General features: G+C 69.5%; 18 protein-coding genes. 8 read left to right on the top strand and 10 right to left on the bottom strand.

Going from position 1 to position 20099, the window contains the following annotated elements:
- Positions 1-11: 11 nt before the first annotated feature.
- Together ACWEVR_RS00075 and ACWEVR_RS00080 are read right to left on the bottom strand one after the other, a co-directional pair.
- Entirely contained in the window at positions 12-671 is a 660-nt protein-coding gene (locus ACWEVR_RS00075; protein ID WP_452465669.1) for a trimeric intracellular cation channel family protein, read from the bottom strand.
- Between the two features lie 127 nt (positions 672-798).
- Positions 799-1443, bottom strand: coding sequence for a LysE family translocator (locus ACWEVR_RS00080; protein ID WP_452465189.1), 645 nt, complete (start codon positions 1441-1443; stop codon positions 799-801).
- Between the two features lie 402 nt (positions 1444-1845).
- Here ACWEVR_RS00080 and ACWEVR_RS00085 point away from each other — a divergent pair, with 402 nt between their 5' ends.
- The 3 genes from ACWEVR_RS00085 to ACWEVR_RS00095 all read left to right on the top strand — a co-directional run bounded on the left by ACWEVR_RS00085 (position 1846) and on the right by ACWEVR_RS00095 (position 5727).
- Positions 1846-3516, top strand: a complete 1671-nt coding sequence (locus ACWEVR_RS00085; RefSeq protein WP_452465190.1) for a DNA repair helicase XPB — start codon at positions 1846-1848, stop codon at positions 3514-3516.
- 95 nt (positions 3517-3611) lie between these two features.
- Entirely contained in the window at positions 3612-4277 is a 666-nt protein-coding gene (locus ACWEVR_RS00090; protein WP_452465191.1) for a DUF3239 domain-containing protein, read from the top strand.
- Positions 4278-4335: 58 nt separating this feature from the next.
- Positions 4336-5727, top strand: coding sequence for a M1 family metallopeptidase (locus ACWEVR_RS00095; RefSeq protein WP_452465192.1), 1392 nt, complete (start codon positions 4336-4338; stop codon positions 5725-5727).
- A 2-nt stretch (positions 5728-5729) separates the two neighbouring features.
- On the opposite strand, the gene ACWEVR_RS00100 is transcribed toward ACWEVR_RS00095, so the two are convergent.
- Positions 5730-6581, bottom strand: coding sequence for a hypothetical protein (locus ACWEVR_RS00100; RefSeq protein WP_452465193.1), 852 nt, complete (start codon positions 6579-6581; stop codon positions 5730-5732).
- 99 nt (positions 6582-6680) lie between these two features.
- Between ACWEVR_RS00100 and ACWEVR_RS00105 the strand changes: the two genes are divergently transcribed.
- Positions 6681-7187, top strand: coding sequence for an LppU/SCO3897 family protein (locus ACWEVR_RS00105; protein ID WP_133733952.1), 507 nt, complete (start codon positions 6681-6683; stop codon positions 7185-7187).
- Positions 7188-7191: 4 nt separating this feature from the next.
- On the opposite strand, the gene ACWEVR_RS00110 is transcribed toward ACWEVR_RS00105, so the two are convergent.
- Positions 7192-9492: a helicase-associated domain-containing protein gene (locus tag ACWEVR_RS00110; protein WP_452465194.1), complete on the bottom strand. Its 2301-nt coding sequence runs from the start codon at positions 9490-9492 to the stop codon at positions 7192-7194.
- A gap of 39 nt (positions 9493-9531) precedes the next feature.
- Here ACWEVR_RS00110 and ACWEVR_RS00115 point away from each other — a divergent pair, with 39 nt between their 5' ends.
- A complete protein-coding gene (locus ACWEVR_RS00115; protein WP_067492396.1) occupies positions 9532-9723 on the top strand; it encodes a hypothetical protein in 192 nt (63 codons plus the stop codon).
- 64 nt (positions 9724-9787) lie between these two features.
- Here the strand turns inward: ACWEVR_RS00115 and ACWEVR_RS00120 are convergent, their stop codons facing one another.
- Both ACWEVR_RS00120 and ACWEVR_RS00125 read right to left on the bottom strand, forming a co-directional pair.
- Positions 9788-10396: a transglycosylase family protein gene (locus ACWEVR_RS00120; RefSeq protein WP_067492397.1), complete on the bottom strand. Its 609-nt coding sequence runs from the start codon at positions 10394-10396 to the stop codon at positions 9788-9790.
- A gap of 368 nt (positions 10397-10764) precedes the next feature.
- Positions 10765-10992 carry a hypothetical protein gene (locus ACWEVR_RS00125; protein WP_452465195.1) on the bottom strand — a complete coding sequence of 76 codons (228 nt, stop codon included), beginning with the start codon at positions 10990-10992 and terminating at the stop codon, positions 10765-10767.
- Between the two features lie 162 nt (positions 10993-11154).
- Here ACWEVR_RS00125 and ACWEVR_RS00130 point away from each other — a divergent pair, with 162 nt between their 5' ends.
- The gene (locus tag ACWEVR_RS00130; protein ID WP_174550347.1) at positions 11155-11577 is read left to right on the top strand and encodes a cold-shock protein; all 423 of its coding nucleotides are present in this window, start codon (positions 11155-11157) and stop codon (positions 11575-11577) included.
- Between the two features lie 34 nt (positions 11578-11611).
- Here the strand turns inward: ACWEVR_RS00130 and ACWEVR_RS00135 are convergent, their stop codons facing one another.
- The 3 genes from ACWEVR_RS00135 to ACWEVR_RS00145 form a co-directional block, all read right to left on the bottom strand.
- The gene (locus tag ACWEVR_RS00135) at positions 11612-12130 is read right to left on the bottom strand and encodes a DUF2771 family protein (protein WP_452465196.1); all 519 of its coding nucleotides are present in this window, start codon (positions 12128-12130) and stop codon (positions 11612-11614) included.
- Positions 12127-13947 (bottom strand): MFS transporter, encoded by a 1821-nt coding sequence (locus ACWEVR_RS00140; protein ID WP_452465197.1) that lies wholly within the window; start codon positions 13945-13947, stop codon positions 12127-12129. Before ACWEVR_RS00140 ends, ACWEVR_RS00135 begins: the two co-directional genes overlap by 4 nt.
- Before the next feature lie 67 nt (positions 13948-14014).
- Complete coding sequence (locus tag ACWEVR_RS00145; protein ID WP_452465198.1) at positions 14015-14791, bottom strand: glutaminyl-peptide cyclotransferase; 777 nt, start codon at positions 14789-14791, stop codon at positions 14015-14017.
- Between the two features lie 17 nt (positions 14792-14808).
- On the opposite strand from ACWEVR_RS00145, the gene ACWEVR_RS00150 reads away from it, so the two are divergent.
- Both ACWEVR_RS00150 and ACWEVR_RS00155 read left to right on the top strand, forming a co-directional pair.
- Positions 14809-16314 carry a DUF3027 domain-containing protein gene (locus ACWEVR_RS00150; protein ID WP_452465199.1) on the top strand — a complete coding sequence of 502 codons (1506 nt, stop codon included), beginning with the start codon at positions 14809-14811 and terminating at the stop codon, positions 16312-16314.
- Positions 16311-19439 carry a sacsin N-terminal ATP-binding-like domain-containing protein gene (locus ACWEVR_RS00155; protein WP_452465670.1) on the top strand — a complete coding sequence of 1043 codons (3129 nt, stop codon included), beginning with the start codon at positions 16311-16313 and terminating at the stop codon, positions 19437-19439. The genes ACWEVR_RS00150 and ACWEVR_RS00155 overlap by 4 nt, the downstream gene beginning before the upstream one ends.
- On the opposite strand, the gene ACWEVR_RS00160 is transcribed toward ACWEVR_RS00155, so the two are convergent.
- Positions 19436-20062 carry a TetR/AcrR family transcriptional regulator gene (locus tag ACWEVR_RS00160; RefSeq protein ID WP_084457265.1) on the bottom strand — a complete coding sequence of 209 codons (627 nt, stop codon included), beginning with the start codon at positions 20060-20062 and terminating at the stop codon, positions 19436-19438. The two genes, ACWEVR_RS00155 and ACWEVR_RS00160, sit on opposite strands and share 4 nt — an antisense overlap.
- Positions 20063-20099 lie beyond the last annotated feature (37 nt).

Genomic DNA, 20099 nt, shown 5'->3' on the forward strand with positions numbered 1-20099 from the left:
GAGACTGCCGGTCAGTCCCGGGCGTGGCGGGCGGTGGGTGCGTGCCAGCCGTAATGCCGTGCGAGCAAACGGAATCCGACGGCGCCCGCGGCGGCGAGCAAACCTGTCCAGGTCTGGTAGATGTCCAGGTGCAGCAGGACTGCGGTGGTCGCGGCGCCGAACAGGGCGGGGATCGCGTAGAGGTCCTGGTCGGGTCGCAGGACCAGGGGGACCTCGCCGCTGAGCACGTCGCGCAGCACGCCGCCGCCGATGGCAGTCGTCATGCCGAGCAGGGCGGCGGTCGGCGCGCCGAGCCCGACCGAGTCGGCAATCACGGTGCCGGTGACACAGAACAGTCCGAGCCCGATCGCGTCGGCCACTTCGAGGGGGCCCTTGGTGAGCCGTGGCGAGGGCGCGATGAAGTACAGGATCAGCGCGGTCACGATCGACGCGGTCAGGAAGGTCAGGTCGGTGAACGCGGCGGGCGGGGTGCGTCCGATGAGCAGGTCGCGCACGATGCCGCCACCGAGCGCCGTCGCGCAGCCGAGCACGACCATCCCGAACAGGTCCAGCCGCTTGCGCACCGCGACCAGCGCACCCGACGCGGCGAACGAGATCACCCCGAGCAGCTCGCCGCTGCGATGCACCACGCTGACCGCCTCGTCGAGCTGCGCCGCCAGCGCGCCCACCATCACCACACCACTCACCACCCGCTCCTTTCCGCTGCAAGCAGGGTGGCACGGCGCCCCTCGGCGACCGCACACCGCCCATGTGTCGCAGCGCACGCCCGCCAGCGCGCCGGGCCGGTCGGTGCGCGCCTTACACCGGAGCGGGGCGGGTGCGGTCGGTGGCGAGGAGGACCGCGATGCTGCCCAGGGCGGTGCCCATCAGATAGCGCTGGATACGCAACCACAGCGGGCGGGCGGTGAGGAAGGCCGCCAGGCCCGCGGCACCGAGGACGATCAGCGCGTTGACCGTGAGGGCCACGGTGATCTGGATCGCGCCGAGCGACAGGCTCTGCAACCACAGCGAACCGAGGGCCGGGTCGATGAATTGCGGGATCAGGGCCATGTACATGATCGCGATCTTGGGGTTGAGCAGGTTGGTGAGAAAACCCATCGTGAACAGGCGCCGAGCCGGATCGGCGGGCAGCGCGGCGGGCGCGAACACCGAGACTCCACCGGGCCGGATCGCCTGCCACGCCAACCACAGCAGATAGGCGGCACCGGCCAGCTTGAGCGCGAGATACAGCCCGGGAACCACCGCGAACAACGCCGTGATCCCCGCCGTCGCGGCCAGCAGATAAACCCCGAACCCGGCCGCCACACCCGTGAGCGAGATCATGCCCGCCCGGCGCCCCTGCGCGACCGTCCGCGAGACCAGGTACATCATGTTGGGCCCCGGCGTGAGCACCATCCCGAGTGCCGCCGCCCCCACACCGAAAACCGCCGCCGTCTGAAGCATGAGTCGAGTCTGACCTGGTCAGCGAGGCATGTCGCGGTCCAGTCGACGATCGCTGGACCGCTGTCACCGGGCTTCGATCCGAGATCCGCACCGCCTCGGTCACGAGCCACAGGGCGGTGGGTTCGCGGCCCTGCGCTCAGCAGCCCGCCATCGCGACGCCGAACCCTGTCACCGCAGGTCCGTACAATTGATCGAGCTGCCGAACCTCCCCGGAACGGCTCACCAATCCCGACACATCCCGGCCGAACGCAACCCCGCACAGGCGAGTCTTACGAGCCGTTCGGGGCCGCCCCTTCGATTCAGCGCTCGAAGCGCATGTGCGCAGCGCGAGTCTCGAGCGCTGAATCGAAGGGTTACAGGCCCCGAACCCGCGGCCCCCGGCCGCCAAAGATACGGAGCACAGTGACAGACGGTCCGTTGATCGTGCAGAGCGACAAGACCCTGCTGCTCGAGGTCGACCACGAGCTGGCAGGCACCGCGCGTCAGGCCATCGCGCCGTTCGCGGAGCTCGAGCGCGCCCCCGAGCACGTGCACACCTACCGCATCACCCCGCTGGCGCTGTGGAATGCCCGCGCGGCCGGTCACGACGCCGAGCAGGTGGTCGACGCGCTGGTGAACTTCTCGCGCTACGCCGTGCCGCAGCCGCTGCTGGTCGACATCGTCGACACCATGGGCCGCTACGGCCGGTTGCAGCTGGTCAAACACCCCGCGCACGGCCTGTGCCTGGTGAGCCTGGACCGCGCGGTGCTCGAGGAGGTGCTGCGGCACAAGAAGATCGCGCCCATGCTCGGCGCCCGCATCGACGACGACACCGTGATCGTGCATCCGTCCGAGCGCGGTCACATCAAGCAGATGCTGCTGAAGATCGGCTGGCCCGCCGAGGACCTGGCCGGGTATGTCGACGGCGAGGCGCACGACATCGGCCTCGACTACACCGAGGGCAAATGGCACCTGCGCGACTACCAGGAGATGGCCGCCGACTCGTTCTGGGCGGGCGGCTCGGGTGTGGTCGTGCTGCCGTGTGGCGCGGGCAAGACGATGGTCGGCGCCGCCGCGATGGCCAAGGCGAAGGCGACCACGCTGATCCTTGTCACCAATACCGTCGCGGGCAGGCAGTGGCGGCGTGAGCTGCTGGCGCGCACCACCCTCACCGAGGACGAGATCGGCGAGTACTCCGGTGAGCGCAAGGAGATCCGTCCGGTCACGATCGCGACCTACCAGGTCATCACCCGCAAATCGAAGGGTGAGTACAAGCATCTCGAACTCTTCGACAGCCGCGACTGGGGTCTTGTGATCTACGACGAGGTGCACCTGCTGCCCGCCCCGGTCTTCCGGATGACGGCCGATCTGCAGTCGCGCCGCAGGCTCGGGCTCACCGCCACGCTGGTGCGCGAGGACGGCCGCGAGGGCGACGTGTTCTCGCTGATCGGCCCGAAACGCTACGACGCGCCGTGGAAGGACATCGAGGCACAGGGCTGGATCGCCCCCGCCGACTGCATCGAGGTGCGCGTCACGCTCACCGACGCCGAACGCATGGCCTACGCCACGGCCGAACCGGAGGAGCGCTACAAACTGTGCTCCACCGCGCGCACCAAGATCCCGGTCGTCGAGTCCATCCTGGCCAGGCACGAGGGCGCACCCACCCTGGTGATCGGTGCCTACCTCGACCAGCTCGAGGAACTCGGCATCGACCTGAACGCTCCCGTCATCACCGGGGCGACGAAGAACCGCGAACGCGAGGCACTCTTCGACGCCTTCCGCTCCGGCGAGATCCCCGTGCTCGTCGTGAGCAAGGTGGCGAACTTCTCCATCGACCTGCCGGAAGCCTCGGTGGCGGTGCAGGTTTCGGGCACCTTCGGTTCACGGCAGGAGGAGGCCCAGCGTCTCGGTAGACTCTTGCGGCCGAAACAGGATGGGGGACAGGCACATTTCTATTCGGTCGTCGCCCGCGACACCCTCGACGCCGAATACGCCGCGCACCGTCAGCGTTTCCTCGCCGAACAGGGGTATGCCTACCGCATCACCGATGCCGACGATCTGCTCGGGCCGGCCATCGGGGACAGCGGCGTGTAGCGCCGTTTCCCCGCTCAGGTGCCGGTAGCGTGCGGGAGCAGGCCCCGGCAGATAAGTGGAGGCAACACCTCCGCAACTTGTGCTAGGAAGGAAACGTGCGCCGCTTCGAATTCGAGGTCGACCGTGAGCATGCTCATGCGGTCAACGAGACCTTCACCGGATTACGCAGGATGCGGGTGCTCGCCCTGCTCGCCGCCGGGCTGGCCGTCGCGGCCACCGCCGCGTTCCTGTGGAGCGGGCAGGCCTGGGGGTATCTGCTCGCCTTCGTGTGTGCCCTCGCCGCGGTCATCGCCCTGTGGGTCGCGCTGTGGACACCGCACCGCTCCGATATCGAAAAGCTCTACCGCGACGGGGTTCTCGTGCCCGCCGTCGTCTGCGCGGCCGAACCGAACGGGATCATCCTGCTCGCCCTCGTCGACACCGCCGAAGCCACCGCGTCCGCGCGTGGCTGGGCACTGGTCACCCGCAAGGTGCGCGCGCTGCCCGGCCACGAACCGACACCGGGGGAGCGGGTGCCGTCGGTGGCGGTGCGCACCGACGGCGCACCCCGTCAGGTCGGCGAACGCTGGCAGCTGGTGACCGCCATGCCGATCGCCTGGGGCACCCGCGACCGCACGGTGATCGAGCAGGCCCGCGACACCATCTCCGACCTCGAATGGCGCCTGCTCGCCGACAATCTCGCCCTCGCCGCGCGGGTGCGTCGCACCGCCACCAAGCGGCTGATGCTCGACCCGCAACACCTGCCGCCGGAACTGGCCTGAGCGCCGCCCGCCTGCGACGATACTCGGATCCGAGTCGGCGAGAATGGGGGTCCGCGGCATGCGATGGTCGGCAGGTTCGGTGGTGGTACTGGCGCTTCTGGCACTGGGAATCCCGCCGGTAGCAGCGGATCCGGGCCTGGTCGGTGCACCGGGGCTCGGCGATCCCTACTACCCGCTCGACGGCAACGGCGGCTACGACGTGAGCCACTACGACATCACCGTCGACTACGACCCACCGACCCATCAGCTGCGCGGCACCGCGCGCATCGATGCGCGGGCGAATCAGCCGCTGGCGCAATTCAATCTGGACTATCGCGGTCCCGATGTGCTCATGGTGACCGTCAACGGCCAGCCTGCCGGGTTCGCGCGCGAGGGCGACCACGAACTCGTCGTCTCCCCCCTGCTGCCGCTGCTGCCCGGGCTGCCGATGCGCATCGTCATCGACTACGCGGGCGAGGCGGCCGACACCGAGGGCGAGGGGTGGACGTACGCGCCGAGCGGTGGCGCCTTCGCCATCGGCCAGCCGCACAGCGCGAGCAGCTGGTACCCGCTCAACGACACACCCTTGGACAAGGCGACTTTCACGTTGCACGCCACGGTGCCCGCCGAATGGGAGGTGATGTCGACCGGCGCGCGCACCCGCCACGAGGCGCGCGACGGCAAGCTGCACACCAGTTGGGAAACCCGCAGCCCCGTGCTCGGCTACCTCACCACCATCGCCGTCGACCACTTCACCTTCCTCGAACAGCGCCGTGCCGACGGCACACCGGTGCTGAGCGCGTTCGCCCCCGATTCCGACGACAATCGCGCCGACGAACAACGCCTCCCCGAGATTCTCGACTTCCTCGAAAACCTCTACGGTCCTTACCCGTTCGAGGTAGCCGGCGGCATCTACGTGGACGCCGAAGTCCCGTTCTCGCTCGAAACCCAGACCCGTCCCACCTACGCGCCGTGGGCCGATCTCGATACCGTGGTGCACGAGCTGGCGCATCAGTGGTGGGGCGACACCATGTCGGTACGGCAGTGGTCCGATATCTGCCTCAACGAGTGCTTCGCCAGCTACACCGCCGACTACCTGTGGATCGAGCGCGTCGACGGTGTCGATGTGGATGCGAAGTACCGCGAGGACATCGCGAAATACCGGTGGGAGCAAGACTTCTGGACGTACCCGCTGGCCGACCCCGGCGCCGGTAGCGAGTTCACCTCCGTCTATTGGCGTGGCCCTCTATTCCTGCACGCCCTGCGCAAACTGATCGGTGACGACGTGTTCTTCACGGCCGTCAAGGATTTCGTGAACGCCCACCGCGACGGCCATGCCTCGATGCCGGAATTCCGCGCGTTCGTCCAGAGCCGGACCTCGATGCCACTCGGCGAGTTCCTGTCCGAATGGCTGGACGGTACGACTCCGCCGCGCGAAACATTCCTGTTCCCGGGAACATTGCGCCGATAGGGTCAGTCCTCCTCGAGGCGGGAGCGTGCCCGTTCGACCCACCGCTGCATCCGCTCGAATTGCGTTTTGGCCGAAGTCAATTCACCGCGCGCGCGGTGCTCGGCGGTCCGTAGGAAATGGCGTTGCTGCTCGGCGTGCTCGAGGTCGGCACGCAGCTGCTCGATCCGTTGCTCGACCTCGTCGAGTTCGGACTTGGCCTGCGCCGCAGCCTCTTCAGCTTCCCTGCGGGCGGATTCGGCCTCCGCCAGTCCGGACTCCGCGTCGTCGAGTTCCTGCTTCGCCTCGGCGCGCCGGGCCGCCTCGGCGTCCTCGGTCGACTTCTTTGGACGAGCCTTCTTCGCCGGAGCCTTGCCCTTGCCGCCGGTGATCGCGACCAACCCGGCCGGACCGAAACCGTCATAGGTGACCGTGGCGGGCAGCACCCCGGCCCGGACCTGGTCGGCGACATCCGGGTCGGCCAGCGCGGCCGTGAGCGTCTGACCGACCTCCCGCAACACCTGCTCGCTCGCGGGTCGGTCGTGCTCGGCGGCCAGCTCACCCGCCCGCTTGGTCATGGCATTCACCACCTGCTGACGCTGCGCACCGAGCGCGCGCAACTTGTCACCGGAGAGCTGACGTTGCGCCGACCGCAGCGCGTCACCCAGATCCAGTAGCGCCGCGATCTCCTTCGGCGCGTGCCGGGCCAGTAGATTCACCGTCCACGCCGCGACCGTCGGCTTGCGCAGGGCACCGATGGCCTTGGCCAGCTCGCGATCGCCGTCGTCACGGGCCTGGGCCGCACGTTCGGTGCGTGTCGCGACGAAGTCGGCCGGGTCGAGACCGTACAGCTCGCCCGCGACATCGTCGATGGTCATCTTCCGATCGTATCCATGGGGGGAGCGGCGGAGGTGGGCGTTTGGGTATCGTCACCGGCGGTCATATCGGCTGAACCGTTCGGTGAGTGAGGTTTTGGAGTGTTTTTCCCAGGAAAGCGGCTGCTTGTCCGGCTCGTGTTCGCGCCAGTGGCGGCAGTCGCGCTGGTCGGGGCGGTAGCGGCGTGCTCGGGTGACAGCGAGGCGTCGTCGGCGCCTGCCGTCGGCTCGTGCGTCGAGGTCACCGACAACGCGGTCGACGCGATGAAGGCCACCGTCGGCGACTGCTCGTCGGCGAAGTCGAACTACCGGATCGCGCAGGTCGGCGCCGCGCCGCTGAACTGTACGGCCCAGAACGCCACCTTCAACGGCACGGTGGGCGACACCAAGACCGGTCTGTGCCTGTCGCCCAACTTCGCCGAAGGGGCCTGCTACGCCGACGCGGGCACCCGCCCGGTCGAGGCGGTGGACTGCACGGCACCCGAGGCCACCTTCAAGGTGGTCAAGCGCATCGACGGCGAGACCGACGAGATGTTGTGCGGCATGGACGCGACGCTGTACCGCACGGTCCCGGACCCCAAGACGACGTTCTGCATGGCCAAGCCCTGACGGGTCAGTCCAGGAGAGCCACCGACGCGATGCGGTGGAGGGTGAAGTGGCGGGTGGCTCCGGTCACCGGGTCGACGGCGTCCAGTTGCCCGTTGCCGACCCGGACCGGTTCGACCACCCGCTGACTCGCCACGCCCTGGGCGTCGACGTAACCGATGTTCACCGGGCGGCCCACCCGGGCGGCCAGCTGGAGTAGCGCGAGGGTGGCCTGGGTGCCCGTGCGGGTGCCGTCGGCCCGGACCGACTGGGACGTGCGGGCACCCGCCGCCCGCTCGCCCGCGCGCAGTTCGGTGACCAGCTGAGCGAGCTGATCGTCCGACGGCGGGTTGGGCCGGTAGGGCCTGCGAGCCAGGGGACGGACGGCGATGCGTGCGCCACGCGGCCGCAGGTCGACGATGGCGCCGCCGGAATCCTCGCCCGCGGGCGTGAAGCCCGCCGCCCGTAACCGCTCGAGTAGTTCGCCGAGCGGCGCCTGCGCGATCGCGACCGTGGGGGCGATCGCGCGCAGCGCCAATGTCTCGGCCACGGGGGCCGACAGCACCTGGGCGAGCAGCGCCGGGTCGTCGCTGCGCAGGAACGATTGCGCCATCCCCGCGCGCAGCTGCCCGTGCCTACGGGCCACGTCGTCGATGAGATAGGTCAGCGACTGGGGGACCGGCGTGCGGGAGTGGTTGGCGAACAGGGCGTGCAACTCGGCGGCAGTGAGTCCGGCATCGAGCGCGCGACGCACCGAGGCGTCCCCCACGCGATACACCGTCGCCGCACCCGCGGATTCCACGTCGGCGACCAGCGCGATCCGGCTGCGCAATTCGGGCACGAGCGGACCGGGTGCGATCACCGTGAGGTCGGCCTGCACGAGGACATGGTCGACGGGTTCCGGTAGGGCGGCGGCCATCTCGGCCTCGGCATCGGCCACGCTGGTCGGGCTGCCGTGCAACAGGGCACGGGCAGCCGAATCGAGGGCCCCGCGTCCGAGCAGACCGACGGTCGCCGCCTCGGCCAGGGTCGCGGTCACCACGTCGAGCCGGAAGTGCCTGCGCCGCCTCGGCATTCGCCAGGCGAGCAGTTTCCCGAGATCGGCGGGCGAGACCTGGGTGCCGCTGGGGTACTCGGCGAGCAGGCCGAGAATCGCATGCCGGTCGCGCACCGCGTGCGGGATCCGCAGCTCGGCCGACAGCGCCGCGATCGGCTTGTCGGCGGCGTCGCGCAACCCGATCATCCACGGCATCCGGTCCAGCTCGAGCCACGCCTGGGCCAGCGTCACCCAGCGTGTGGCGGGTGGCGCGTCGAGCCAGGCGTCGGCGGCGGGTGTCGGCGCCCAGAAGTCGTCGGTGGAATCCAGGTCGGGCGGCGGTTCGGGCAGACCCTTCTCGACCAGCTTCGCGGCGGCGAGCAGTTCGAGCAGCAGGCCGGTGCGCTGCTCGTCCACACCGGTCTGCTTGGCCAGCCTGCGCAGCTCGCGCACCCCGAGTCCACCGGCGCGCAGCGCGGGGGCGGGAAGTGCACCGAGCGCGTCGAGCAGGTCGGCACAGTCGCGCAGCAGCTCACCCACCTCACCCGCGCCGACGGCGTTCACCTCGGCGGGCGCGTGCTTGGTGAGTGCGGGCTTGGGCGGGGCGAGGGCATGCGGATCGGTGACGGGTTCGCCACGCAACACCTGCCCGACGGTGACCGGCAGTTCGACGGTCTCGTCATCGATCCAGCGCAGCAACCGCGCCGCGAGCAGCCGCTGCACCGGGCGGTCGGCGGGCGCGTCGGGCGCGGCGTCGCGCGTGCGCCCCCGCGGACCGGTCGTCGCCAGTTTGTCCAGCAGCGCCCGTTCGGCGGGCCCGGCCGTGTTCAGCGCCGTGCGTACTTCCGGCTCGGTGAGCGCGTCCGGTAGCGCTGTCGTCGCCCCGAGCGGCCACGGGAGGGCCTCCACGGCGCTCGGCGCCAGGTGCAGGCCGTCACCGGTCTCCCACACGAGCGCGCGGTCGAGCAAGCGGGTGAGCGCGGCTGTGAACGCGGTCTTGGTGACCCGGTCCTTCAGCTGCGCGTGCAGCGCGGTCCGGGTGAGCGGGGTGTGCGCGGTGCCGATCGTGCGCGCGTCCTCATGGGCCGCCAGCGCCTCGATGATCGCGAACTCTAGGGTGTCCAGGTCGTCGGCGGCACGCAGCACCGAGGCCCGCTGCTGCGCCCGCACCGCGAGCACCGACATCGACGCGGGCAGCGGCACCGCCAGATCGGGCCGCAACTGCAGCAGTTTCACCAGCTGGGCGTCGGTGCGCGCACCTAGCCAATCGGCGAGAGAGTCGGTCGCGATCATCGGATTCAGCGTACGTGTTCGATATGCCAGAATGAGCCCGTGGTCAACAAATCGAAGAAACCCTACGTCGACAACGGCTGGCCCGAGGTGGCCGACGGCGAGCACGCCGTCACCGAACTGTCGGCGACCCGCGCCGGTAATCTCTCGCCCTTCGGTGAGGACACCGAGTTTCCCGTTCCGGCCGCGACGCTGCCGTATGTGCACCCGCACACTGTCATCAATCGGGTGTAATTCGAACGGGAAAGACAAGAGCCCGCATCCTGGACGAGGATGCGGGCTCTTGTTGTAAGGCGGATCAGGAGGGCAGCAGGCCCTTGTTCGCCTCGAAGAAGTCGATGACCGCCGGGTCCAGCTGGGTGCCCTTGGCGTTGTTGACGAAATCGATGGCCGCCTGCGGCACGGCGACGCCCTGCTGCTGGGCGACGGTGAGGGCGCGATCGACGGCCGAGAAGACTTCCTGGCTCGGATCCTGCACCTGCGGGACGCTGACCTCGGGGACCCAGCTCGGGGTCGAGGGCACGGCGCGCTCGGTCGGACCGCTGCTCAGGCCCAGCTTGGCCGAGCAGGAGGGCCAAGCGCCCCAACCCTGGGAAGCGAGAACCTTTTCGGCGACCGCGATCTGCTGTTCGCGAGTGGCCTGGTTTGCGGTGGCGGCGTACTCCCCACCGCCGTGTGCGGCCCAGGTGGAGGGCGAGAACTGCAGCCCACCCTGGTAGCCGTTGCCGGTGTTGATACCCCAGTTGCCGCCGGCTTCACACTGTGCGAGGCGATCCCAGTCGGAGTCGGGGGCCGCGCTGGCGTTTCCGGCGAGGGCAGCGGTTGCGGTGCCGAAGATCGCGCCGGTGACGGCGACCTTGGCAGCAGTGCGCCCGGTGGAAGTCGGCTTGCGGTGGCGTCCACTCATATCGGGTTTCTTCCTCTCGTTCGCACCTGCATGTGGTCCGGACTGAGAGGTCTCCCGGTCCGCCCTCACCCCTTGATTCCAATCGGGGTCCGGTACCCGCGGGGTGAGGTTCGGTGCGGCGGGCCGGTGGTTCCGGGGGCCTGCCCCGGCTGAGAGAAACGGTACGACGGTCAGCGGGGAAAGTCACTATTTGGTAACCGGCGTGTGCGGGTGGGTATCAGGGTGGTCTCAGGGTTGTCCCGGAGGCGTCCGCGCAGGTAGTCGCGGCGCCGGGTGTGCGTGACCGTTGCACGCACAGTTCGTTACCCAGCCGTTATGTGACGAGGATCACACAAGAGATTGGGTATCGAACCCTCGGGATAACCGGTTCACCGTGCCCGTCGACCCGACCACAGGGCGAACACGATCGCGAGCAGGAAGCCCACCGGCGCGAGCATCGCGAGCAGATACAGCCACAGGCCCGGTTCCGAGTCGGAGACGATCGGCGTCACGAAGATGGCGACGACGGCGAGAATCCCGATGCCGAACAGCGCCACCGCCACTTGCAGCAGCCGATCACTGGAACGTCGCGCGGGCGGTCGAGGTGAGTTGGTCACGGGTGCACCGTAAAACTGATGTGCTCGCGGTATAGCCACCGGGGTAGACTCTGACCACATCGCGTCCTGCCTTGTTGTGGGGCGCGTTCTTTTCGCGACAAGCAGCAGGTAGTAACCCGGGCCACAAGGGTTCGGGTATCGAATGATGAACGGGTGAGCGCAGTGCCGACCGGCCGGGTGAAGTGGTACGACGTCGAAAAGGGCTTCGGCTTCCTTTCCCAAGACGAGGGCGAGGACGTCTACGTCCGTTCTTCCGCGCTGCCCGAAGGAGTCGAGGGCCTCAAGCCGGGCCAGCGGGTCGAATTCGGGATGGCCGCCGGTCGTCGCGGCCCGCAGGCGCTGAGCCTCAAGCTGCTCGAGGCGCCCCCGACCGTCGCTCGCGGTGAGCGTGGCGCACAGCCCGCCCGCAAGGACGCGGGCCCGCGCAAGTCGCCCGACGAGCTGCACGGCCTGGTCGAGGACATGATCACCCTGCTCGAGACCAAGGTCCAGCCCGACCTGCGCCGCGGCAAGTACCCGGACCGCAAGATGTCCCAGCGCATCTCCGAAGTGGTCCGCGCGGTAGCCCGCGAACTGGACCACTGAGATCGGCGCCTGGTGAAACCAGGCGCCGATTCGCTCAGGGCTGCGGGGTGCCGACGCGCCAGAGGCCGTGCACGTCGTACATCTCCTGGCCGGTGGCCGGGTCGGTGTAGACGATCGGCAGGCGCAGCTCGAAGCCCGCGAGGCGCAGTTCGGGTTCCGGCTGGGTGTCCAGGCTCAGGAAACGGGTGCCCGACGGGTAATCGATGAAGCTCAGGATGCGTTCGAACTGCTCGCCGTTGGGGCGCTCGTACACGGTGACGACGATCCACGGCGCCTCGGCGACGCTGGTCGGCAACGACACCTGCACCGGCTTACCCGAGGTGGCCGGGATGTAGTAGGTCGACTCGTCGTTGACGCACTCCCCGTTCGACAGCTCGCAGTACCCGTACGGCTCGACGACGACGGACTCGCCGTTGGCGAACACGGTGAGTTCGGGATAGTGCTTCGGCGCCTTGGACACGGCGTAGGCCACCACGCCTGCGGTCACCGCGGCCAGGGCCAGCAGGCCCACCGCGACCAGCGCGAAGATCGTGCGGACGTTGGGCTTGCTCACCAGTGCGGGTCTCCTGTTTCGCGGGGATGGGTCGGCACTTCCTGCTCGGCGTGCTGCGGGCGGTTGCCGCCGAAGCCCGGCAGCAGGGTGTGCCCGGTATAGCTGACGAAGGTCTGCGCGAGCCCGGCAACCAGGATCACGCTGATCACCGCGAAACCCTTCCAGAACTCTGTCGGCAGCAGCACACCGGCCGCCCCGCCGATCACCCAGCTCAGCTGCAGAACGGTCTCCGACCGGCCGAAACCCGAGGCGATCGACTCGGGTGGCAGGTCGTCCTGGATGGCCGCATCGAGCGACACCTTGGCCAGCGCACTGGCCGCCGACGCGACGAGCGCGGCCACCGCGGCGCCGAACAGATTGCCGGTGAACACCGCGAACAGCGCGACCGCCACACACGCCGCGGTGCACCCGAGCACCACCAGCGCCGGCCTGCCGAGCTGCAATCGCGCGCCGGTGGCGTTGCCGCCGAAATTGCCGAAACCGGCCGCCACGCCGACGAGACCGAGCATGGCCGCCTGCTCGGTCGGACTGCCGCCGGAGCCCTTGGCGACGAAGGCGATGTAGAAGGTCAGGAACCCGGTGAGCACGCGGATGGAACTGTTGCCCCACAGTCCGGTGACCACCGCGCGGCCGAGCGGTTGCCTGCGTTTCCTGGCGGGCACGGCCGATTCCTTGCCCGGCTCGAGCACCTCGGTGCGCGCGTCGGCGCCGTGATAGGTCAGCGTGGCCGGCACCTCACCCTCGGTGACCTCCACCCACGACGGGATCCGCAGGCTCAGGTAGGCGCCCGCGATCGCGATGCCCGTGGCGAACACCAGCGCACCCGTGGAGCCGGCGGCGAGCGCGGCCAGTGCGGCCAGCGCACCCGCCCCGATCGTGCCGCCGACCAGGCCGAACACCGTGAGCCGCGAATTCGTGCGGACCAGGTCGATGTCCGGTGGCAGCACGCGCGGCGTCACCGCGCTCTTGAGCACCGCGAACGATTTCGAGCCGACCATCATGCACAGGGCGAGCGGATACAGCCCCCACGTGTCGATATTGAAGATCAGCAGCACCGCGAACAGTGCCCGCAACCCGAAGGTCGTGGCCAGCGCCAGCCTGCGTCCGCGTTGCAGCCGGTCGAGCAGCGGCCCGATCAGCGGGGCGATCACCGCGAACGGCGCGATGGTGATGAGCAGATACAGCGCGACCTTGGTTTTCGACTCGGCGGTCGCGCTCGCGAAGAACAACGTGTTGGCCAGCGCGACGGCGATCGCGGCGTCGAGCGCGAAGTTGGCCATCGTGGCGTAGGTGAGGGCGGTGAGCCCCGACTGGTCGGCGCCGTCGGCCTTGGCCGCACGCTGGAAGGTGGCGATACCGCGTTCGGTGAGTTCGCGGCTACGCATCGCGGCCACGCGGGTGACCGTCAATTTGCGCGGCACCCGCTGCTTGGGCGGCTCGTCGGCGGGTTCGTCGGCCCGGGGGAGCGGGCGGGTTCCTGCCGGTCCGTCGAGCCGATCGGGGTGTTGGTGGCTGCCTGCCGGTCCGTCGTGGTCCGGGTGCGGACGGCCGCCTGCCGGTGTGTCGGGGCGCGGGCGACCGGCGCCGTTGCGTTTCGGGCTCGCCAACGGCGTGGTGGCGCCGGGGTCGGGATCACGCCCGAACCGGCCGCGCGAACGAACCGGCGCGGTCGGTGGCTCGATGTGCGGGAAGACCTTGCGCGGCGGGGATGGGGGCGGGTAATGCCCGAAGCCGGGGTGCCGACCGGGTAGTCCACCCGAGGCACTGCCGTCCCGGCGACCACGGTCAGGACCGGATGGATCGCGGGGAGTAGTCACAGTCCAATTCTGTCGTACTCGGGCTTTCGGCGTTCACTCGCGGGCGAGCAGTGTCGGCCACACCCGCTCAACGGGGCACGAAGCGCACCTCGAACAGTCGAGGCCAGTACTTGCCGGTGAGCAGGAATCGGTCGGTGCCGGGCAGGTGGGCGATGCCGTTGAGGACGTCGGTGCCCTGGCGTTCGGCGGGGGTGAGCAGGCCGCTCGCGTCGATGACGGCGGTGATGGCGCCCGTGTTCGGGTCGATGCGCAGGATGTCGTCGGTGGGGAAGTTGTTGGCGTAGACGGTGCCGTCGGGTGCGCAGTCGAGTTCGTTCGGTTTCGGGTCGTCGAGGCCATGCAGGGTCACCGACCCGGTTTCGGCGAAGGTCAGTGGGTCGCGGAAAGTGAGTTTCGGGGTGCCGTCGCTCATGACGAGGCGGCCCGGTTGAGCGCACAGCCCCCAGCCCTCGCCCTCGTAGGTGGCGCGGCCGGTTTCGGCGAGGGTGTGCGGGTCGCGGGCGAAGGCCACGCCGTCACGCCAGGTCAGTTGCCAGACGATGTCGCCCGCCCGGGTGAGTCCCTCGCCGAACATCCGGCCGGGCAGGTCGACGCGCGCCCGCTCCACACCCGAGACCTGGTCGCTGACGCGGACGTTCGACACGCCCCACATGCCGGTGCCTTCGTAGCGCGATCCGTCGACCACCTCGAGCCCCTGGGTGAACGCCGACGGATCGTGCGGTGACGAGCCGATCACCTCCACCCGCCAGCGCGGCGGACCGGACTGATCCTGGCCCCCGCAGGAGCTCACGCCGAGCACGCTGACCAGCACTGCGACGGCCAACGAACTCCGATTGCACTTCATACGGCAAAATGTATGCCGTGAGCGCAGTATCTGTTTCGGAGTCCGGCGTGCGTCCCGTTCTGGCCCAGGCGGCCGAGGTCGCACTTCGTGCGCTCGTCGAGCTGGAACCCGACGGGGTCGGAGCCCATCTGGGGGTGACCGCCGAGGACGACTCGTCGGCCACCCACCGGTTCGAGGCGACCCTGCCCGGTTACCGGGGTTGGCAGTGGGCCGTCGTCGTGGCCGCGCCGCCCGGTGCCGACCACGCGACCGTCAGCGAGTCGGCCCTGCTGCCCGGCCCCGATGCCCTGATCGCTCCCGAGTTCGTCCCGTGGGAGCAGCGCGTGCGCCCCGGCGATCTCGGCCCCGGCGACCTGCTCGCCCCGCCCGCCGACGATCCGCGCCTGGTCCCCGGTTACGTCGCCACCGGCGACCCGGCGATCGACGAGGTGGCCCGCGAGGTCGGCCTCGGCCGCACCCAGGTGCTCAGCCTCGAGGGCCGCCTCGAAGCCGCCCAGCGCTGGTACAGCGAATTCGGCCCCGACACCGAGATGGCCAAGGCCGCCCCTTCCACCTGCGGCCTGTGCGGCTTCTTCCTGCCCCTGGCAGGCGCCCTGCGCGAAACCTTCGGCGTGTGCGCCAACGCGATGGGTGCCGACGGCCACGTCGTGCACGTCGAATACGGCTGCGGCGCCCACTCCGACGTCGTCGCCCCCTCCGGCAACGGCTCGCCCCGCTACGAGGCCTTCGACGACCACGCCGTCGACTACATCGACATCGCTCCGCAGGAAACCGCCGAAGCCGAAGCGGTCGACGCGGCGGCCGCCGCCCGCAAGGCCCGCGCCGAAGGCGAGCTCCCGGAATCCCCGGAAGAGGTCATCGCCGCCGAAGTCGACACCGACCTCGCCGCTTTCGCACCGCTCGTCGGCCTCGCGTCGGCACCGGCGACCACCGACCCGGTCGAGGCATCGAGCAACCCTGAATCGCCCGCAGACACGGCGGTTTCCCCTGCGGCAGCCGAACCCACCACGGAGGCGACCGAGTCGACCTCGATCGCGGCCGCCGCTGAGCCGACCGGTACCGCCGACGCGGGAGTGTCGAGCGCCGCTGACGTCGTCACCGAGGCCGTTGTCGCTGATATTCGCAACGAGGACGTCGCCCAGCCCCAGGATGCTCCTGTAACCGATTCCGCTGCGGCCGAAGGTGTTTCGACTGATGCGGTTGTCGAAGCGACCACCGAGAATATCGAGGCGGATTCCTCGAATGGTGCCGGCGCCGGTGTAGATGCTTCGGCCGCTGCGGCGAATGTCGAATCGGATAGCGGTGCGGCGCAGGAGTCTTCGGCTGCCGGAGCTGCGCACCGACCCGAGTCGGCCGCGGCGGCGGATTCGGGTGTGGAGACTGATGACGCCGGGGCTGATTCGTCGGCAGATGCCGACGCGGGCGCGGCGGATTCGGCCGCTGATGCCGCTTCCGCCGAGGGTGATTCCGGTGTGACGCATGTCGTGGGCGCCGGGGAGCGCGGATCGTCGGTGGGGCGCTGAACGCTGGGGCGGACCCGTTCGGTACCGCGGGGCTGCGGGCCGGAGTTCTTGCCGCGTGGCGGGATTCGCCGACGCGGTTGCGGGAGGACAGTGCCGGTGAGGCCGATCTGGTCGCCGCGGGCTATCGGGATCGGGTGCTCACCGAGCTGGCGCAGAACGCGGCCGATGCGGCGGTGCAGGGCGGTGTGCCCGGTGAGCTGACGGTGCGAATCGTGGACCGCCGGTTGCATGTCGCCAATACCGGTGCACCACTCAGTGTTTCGGGTGTGCACGCACTCACGGCACTGCGTGCCTCGGGCAAGGACGACGGCGCGCAGGTCGGCCGGTTCGGCGTCGGCTTCACCGCGGTGCGCTCCGTGGGCGACGAAGTGGAGATCCGCTCCACCACGGGTTCCATCCGCTTCTCCCTCACCGCCACCCTGAACGCCCTGCACGACAACGGCATCACCCACCCCGAAGACCTCACCCCACCGGCCCTCCGCCTGGCCTGGCCCATCCCGACCACCCCACCCTCGGGCGCCGACACCGAAGTCGTCATCCACCTCCGCGACGACATCGACCCCACCACCCTCCTCACCTCGATGCGCGCCGAGGCCCCCGACCTCCTCCTCGAACTCCCCGCCCTCCACCGAATCCGCATAGCCGACAGCGAATTCACCAGCGTCACAACCCGCCTCGACCACCCCGCCCCGCCACACGGCAGCGCGAACGCCACACGTGGCGAGGCTACCCACGTCGATACGGCCCCACGCCCTCACGCGGAGCCGGGCAACGAGATCTCGATTGCCGCGCCGACGTCCGAAGGGGGCGCGGAGATTGCCCATGCTTCTGGACTCGATACGAAGACCCATGGGGGCCCGCCGGTGGGCACCCTCACCAAGCTGACCATCACCGGACCCGACGGCACCCAACACTGGTGGCAGTACCGCACCGCCCGTGCGCGCTGGCTGCTCCCGCTGGTCAACGGCCGCCCGGTCCCCGCCGCACCGGATGTCCTGCGCGCGCCCACTCGTTCGGACGAGGAACTGTCCCTCCCGGCGATCCTCGTAGCCGACATCGCCATGCAACCCGACCGCCGCAGGCTCCTTCCCGGCACTCGCCTGCACGAAATCGCCTCGGGCTACGCCGATTTCGCCCGCGCTTTGCCGCCGAAGGACCGCCTCGTCCTCGTCCCGACCCCCGCTTTCGCCCGCAGCGAGGCCGACGCCCTCCTCCGCGAAGCGATCATCACCGAACTCCGTACGAACCCGTGGCTCCCGGTCTGCCCGACCCGCGACCGCTCGGACCACGAATTCGATCCGAGCCAAGAGGAATTCCACGCTCTCACCGGGACGAATCTCGAGTCCACTGATCGCCACGACTCAACTGCCGGAGTCGACCAGGACACCTTCGGTAAGGACATGGTCACCGCCGATGTATCCGCCCCTGACAACTCGTCCGTCGGCACCGCGCGGCACCCCGGCACCTTCGAGCTCACCCGCTCGGCAAGTGTCGAAATCCCCACTCGCGCCTCCGTATTCCCTGACTCGACGCCGGAACTGGCCGCAATCCTCGCCGACCTCACCGGCCCCCTGGTCATCCCGGAACTCTCGACCCGCTCCGCCCAGGAAAAGCTGACAGTTCTCGACGTCCACCGCCTGTCATCGGCGGCCCTGGCCGACCTCACCACCGGCCTCGAACGAGACCCGCACTGGTGGCGCACCTTCTACTCCACGCTGGAACCCTTCGTCACCGATTCGAGGACAGCCGAGGAGTTCGGTGCCCTGGCCGTCCCCCTGGCCGACGGCCGCCTCGTCACCGGTCCGCGCACCGTCGTCCTCGACGATCAGCTCACCGTCGCCGTCCCGGTCCACTGGGCCCGTCTGGTACACCCGGACGCCACCCACCCGCTGCTGGCCCGCCTCGGCGCCCGCAGTGCCTCGGCCACCGACCTGCTCACCGATCCCGGCTTGCGCGACCTCCTCGAACACGACCCGGCCGACCCGGACACGGTCACCGCGGTCCTGCATCTCGCCCAGTTCGTGAGCGCCGACGAACTCCCCGACTGGCTCGGCCTGCTCGAATTGCCCGACGACACAGGAGAACTCCGCCCAGCCGACGAGCTCCTCCTCCCCGGCGCACCGCTGGCCGAGGTGCTGGTCGACGACTCACCCTTCGGTACGGTCGCCGAATCGACGGTCGCCGAGTTCGGCGAACAGGCCTTGCGCGCAATCGGTGTGGGTTGGGATTTCGCCGTCCTCACCGACCCCGACCCGCTCGGCCCCGACCACGACCTGGACGACGAATCCGCCTGGTGGAACAGCCTTCCCGAGGACCCACGCGAACTCGGCGCCGTCCGCGACCTCGACCTTGTCGACGACACCCGCTGGCCGCAGGCCCTGCGCACCCTGCTCGCGGAACCACGCACCCGCGCCCTCCTCGCCGACCGCGACGGTTACACCACCTGGTGGCTGCACCGCCACGCCCACATCGACGGTCTTCCCCTCGGCCGCTACCGCCACCCGGACGACACCGAATTCGCCGGCCTTCTCCCGCCTTTCACGGCAGCCGACCCTGACGCCCTACGTCAGGTCCTCGTCCGTCCCGACGTGATGACCCCCGAGCTGGCCGAGGAACTCCTCGACGCCCTCGCCGACCCGTCGAAAACCCCGACCCCCGAAACGGTTTCGCGAACTCATGCCCGCCTGGCCGCCGCCGTCGCGTCCGGCGCGCTCGACCCACGCGAACTCGACCTCCCCGAGCAGGTCAGGACACTCGCGGGAACAGTGGTCGACGCCGAGACCGCCATGGTCCTCGACCGGCCCTGCTTCGGCCTCGTCATCCCGGCCGAGCGCCTGGTGGTAGGCGACCCGGAACATGCCGAGGCCCTCGCCACCCTGCTCGACCTGCCGCTGGTGTCCGACCGGGTGAGCGCCGAGGTGCTCGGTGCGGGCAGGCAGAGCACCTGGGACACGGAACCGCTCGGCGTGGTGCTGCGGCAGCTGTGGTCACCGCCGCACACCACCGGCGCCCTCGTGCTGCACGAAATCCTCGAGGTATTTCTGCGCGGCGAGTTCTCGGGCACGGTCCGCGTGCCGTGGTGGGACGCCGACGGCACCGTGCACGTGCAGGTGCCGCGCGGTTAGTTCGCGTGCGCGGTGACCATCTCGGCGAGCAGGTCGAGCTGGGCCTGCACCGCGTCGCTGTCGTCGTCGACGAGCCAGCGCAGCACGATGCCGTCGATGACGCTGAGGATGAACCGGCTCAGCTGGGGCAGCGGGATGTTCCAGTCGCAGCCGGTGGCGTCGCGGCAGTGGTCCATCACGTCGGCGACGGTGCTGTCGTTGAACTTGTACTGCTCGCGGGCGATGGCGAGTTTGGCCGGGGTCGACTCACCCTCGCGCAGTGCGTAGGTGGTGGTCTCGTAGGTGAGCAGCTGACGTTCCGGGGTCGCCTCGATGTTGCGCCACATCAGTTCCAGCCCCTGGCGAACCAATTTGTGAAGCGCTTCTTTTCCTGTTCCGGTATCGGCCCAGACAGTTTCATCCGCATCGACGGAATCGCGTAATTCCATCGAGAGCGCTTTGACCAGCTCGGTCATCAGCGCGTCCTTGTTTTCGAAACAGTAATGCACCACACCGAGCGAGACACCCGCCGCTTGGGCGACATCGCGTGTGGTCACGCCCGCCACGCCCTTTTTCTCGGCGAGACCGATCGCTGCCTCTATCAGGTGGGCTCGTCGTTCTTCGACGCTCAATCGGGAGGACACCTGTGCGAGTTAAGCGCTCACGTCGCGAACAGTCAAT

The sequence above is a fragment of the Nocardia sp. NPDC003979 genome (assembly GCF_053605015.1).

What these genes read in the sequence shown, in the direction of transcription:
- ACWEVR_RS00075 (WP_452465669.1), bottom strand. Translation starts at nt 671, where the DNA reads ATGGTGGGCGCGCTGGCGGCGCAGCTCGACGAGGCGGTCAGCGTGGTG.
- ACWEVR_RS00080 (WP_452465189.1), bottom strand. Translation starts at nt 1,443, where the DNA reads ATGCTTCAGACGGCGGCGGTTTTCGGTGTGGGGGCGGCGGCACTCGGG.
- ACWEVR_RS00095 (WP_452465192.1), top strand. Translation starts at nt 4,336, where the DNA reads ATGCGATGGTCGGCAGGTTCGGTGGTGGTACTGGCGCTTCTGGCACTG.
- ACWEVR_RS00100 (WP_452465193.1), bottom strand. Translation starts at nt 6,581, where the DNA reads ATGACCATCGACGATGTCGCGGGCGAGCTGTACGGTCTCGACCCGGCC.
- ACWEVR_RS00110 (WP_452465194.1), bottom strand. Translation starts at nt 9,492, where the DNA reads ATGATCGCGACCGACTCTCTCGCCGATTGGCTAGGTGCGCGCACCGAC.
- ACWEVR_RS00120 (WP_067492397.1), bottom strand. Translation starts at nt 10,396, where the DNA reads ATGAGTGGACGCCACCGCAAGCCGACTTCCACCGGGCGCACTGCTGCC.
- ACWEVR_RS00145 (WP_452465198.1), bottom strand. Translation starts at nt 14,791, where the DNA reads ATGAAGTGCAATCGGAGTTCGTTGGCCGTCGCAGTGCTGGTCAGCGTG.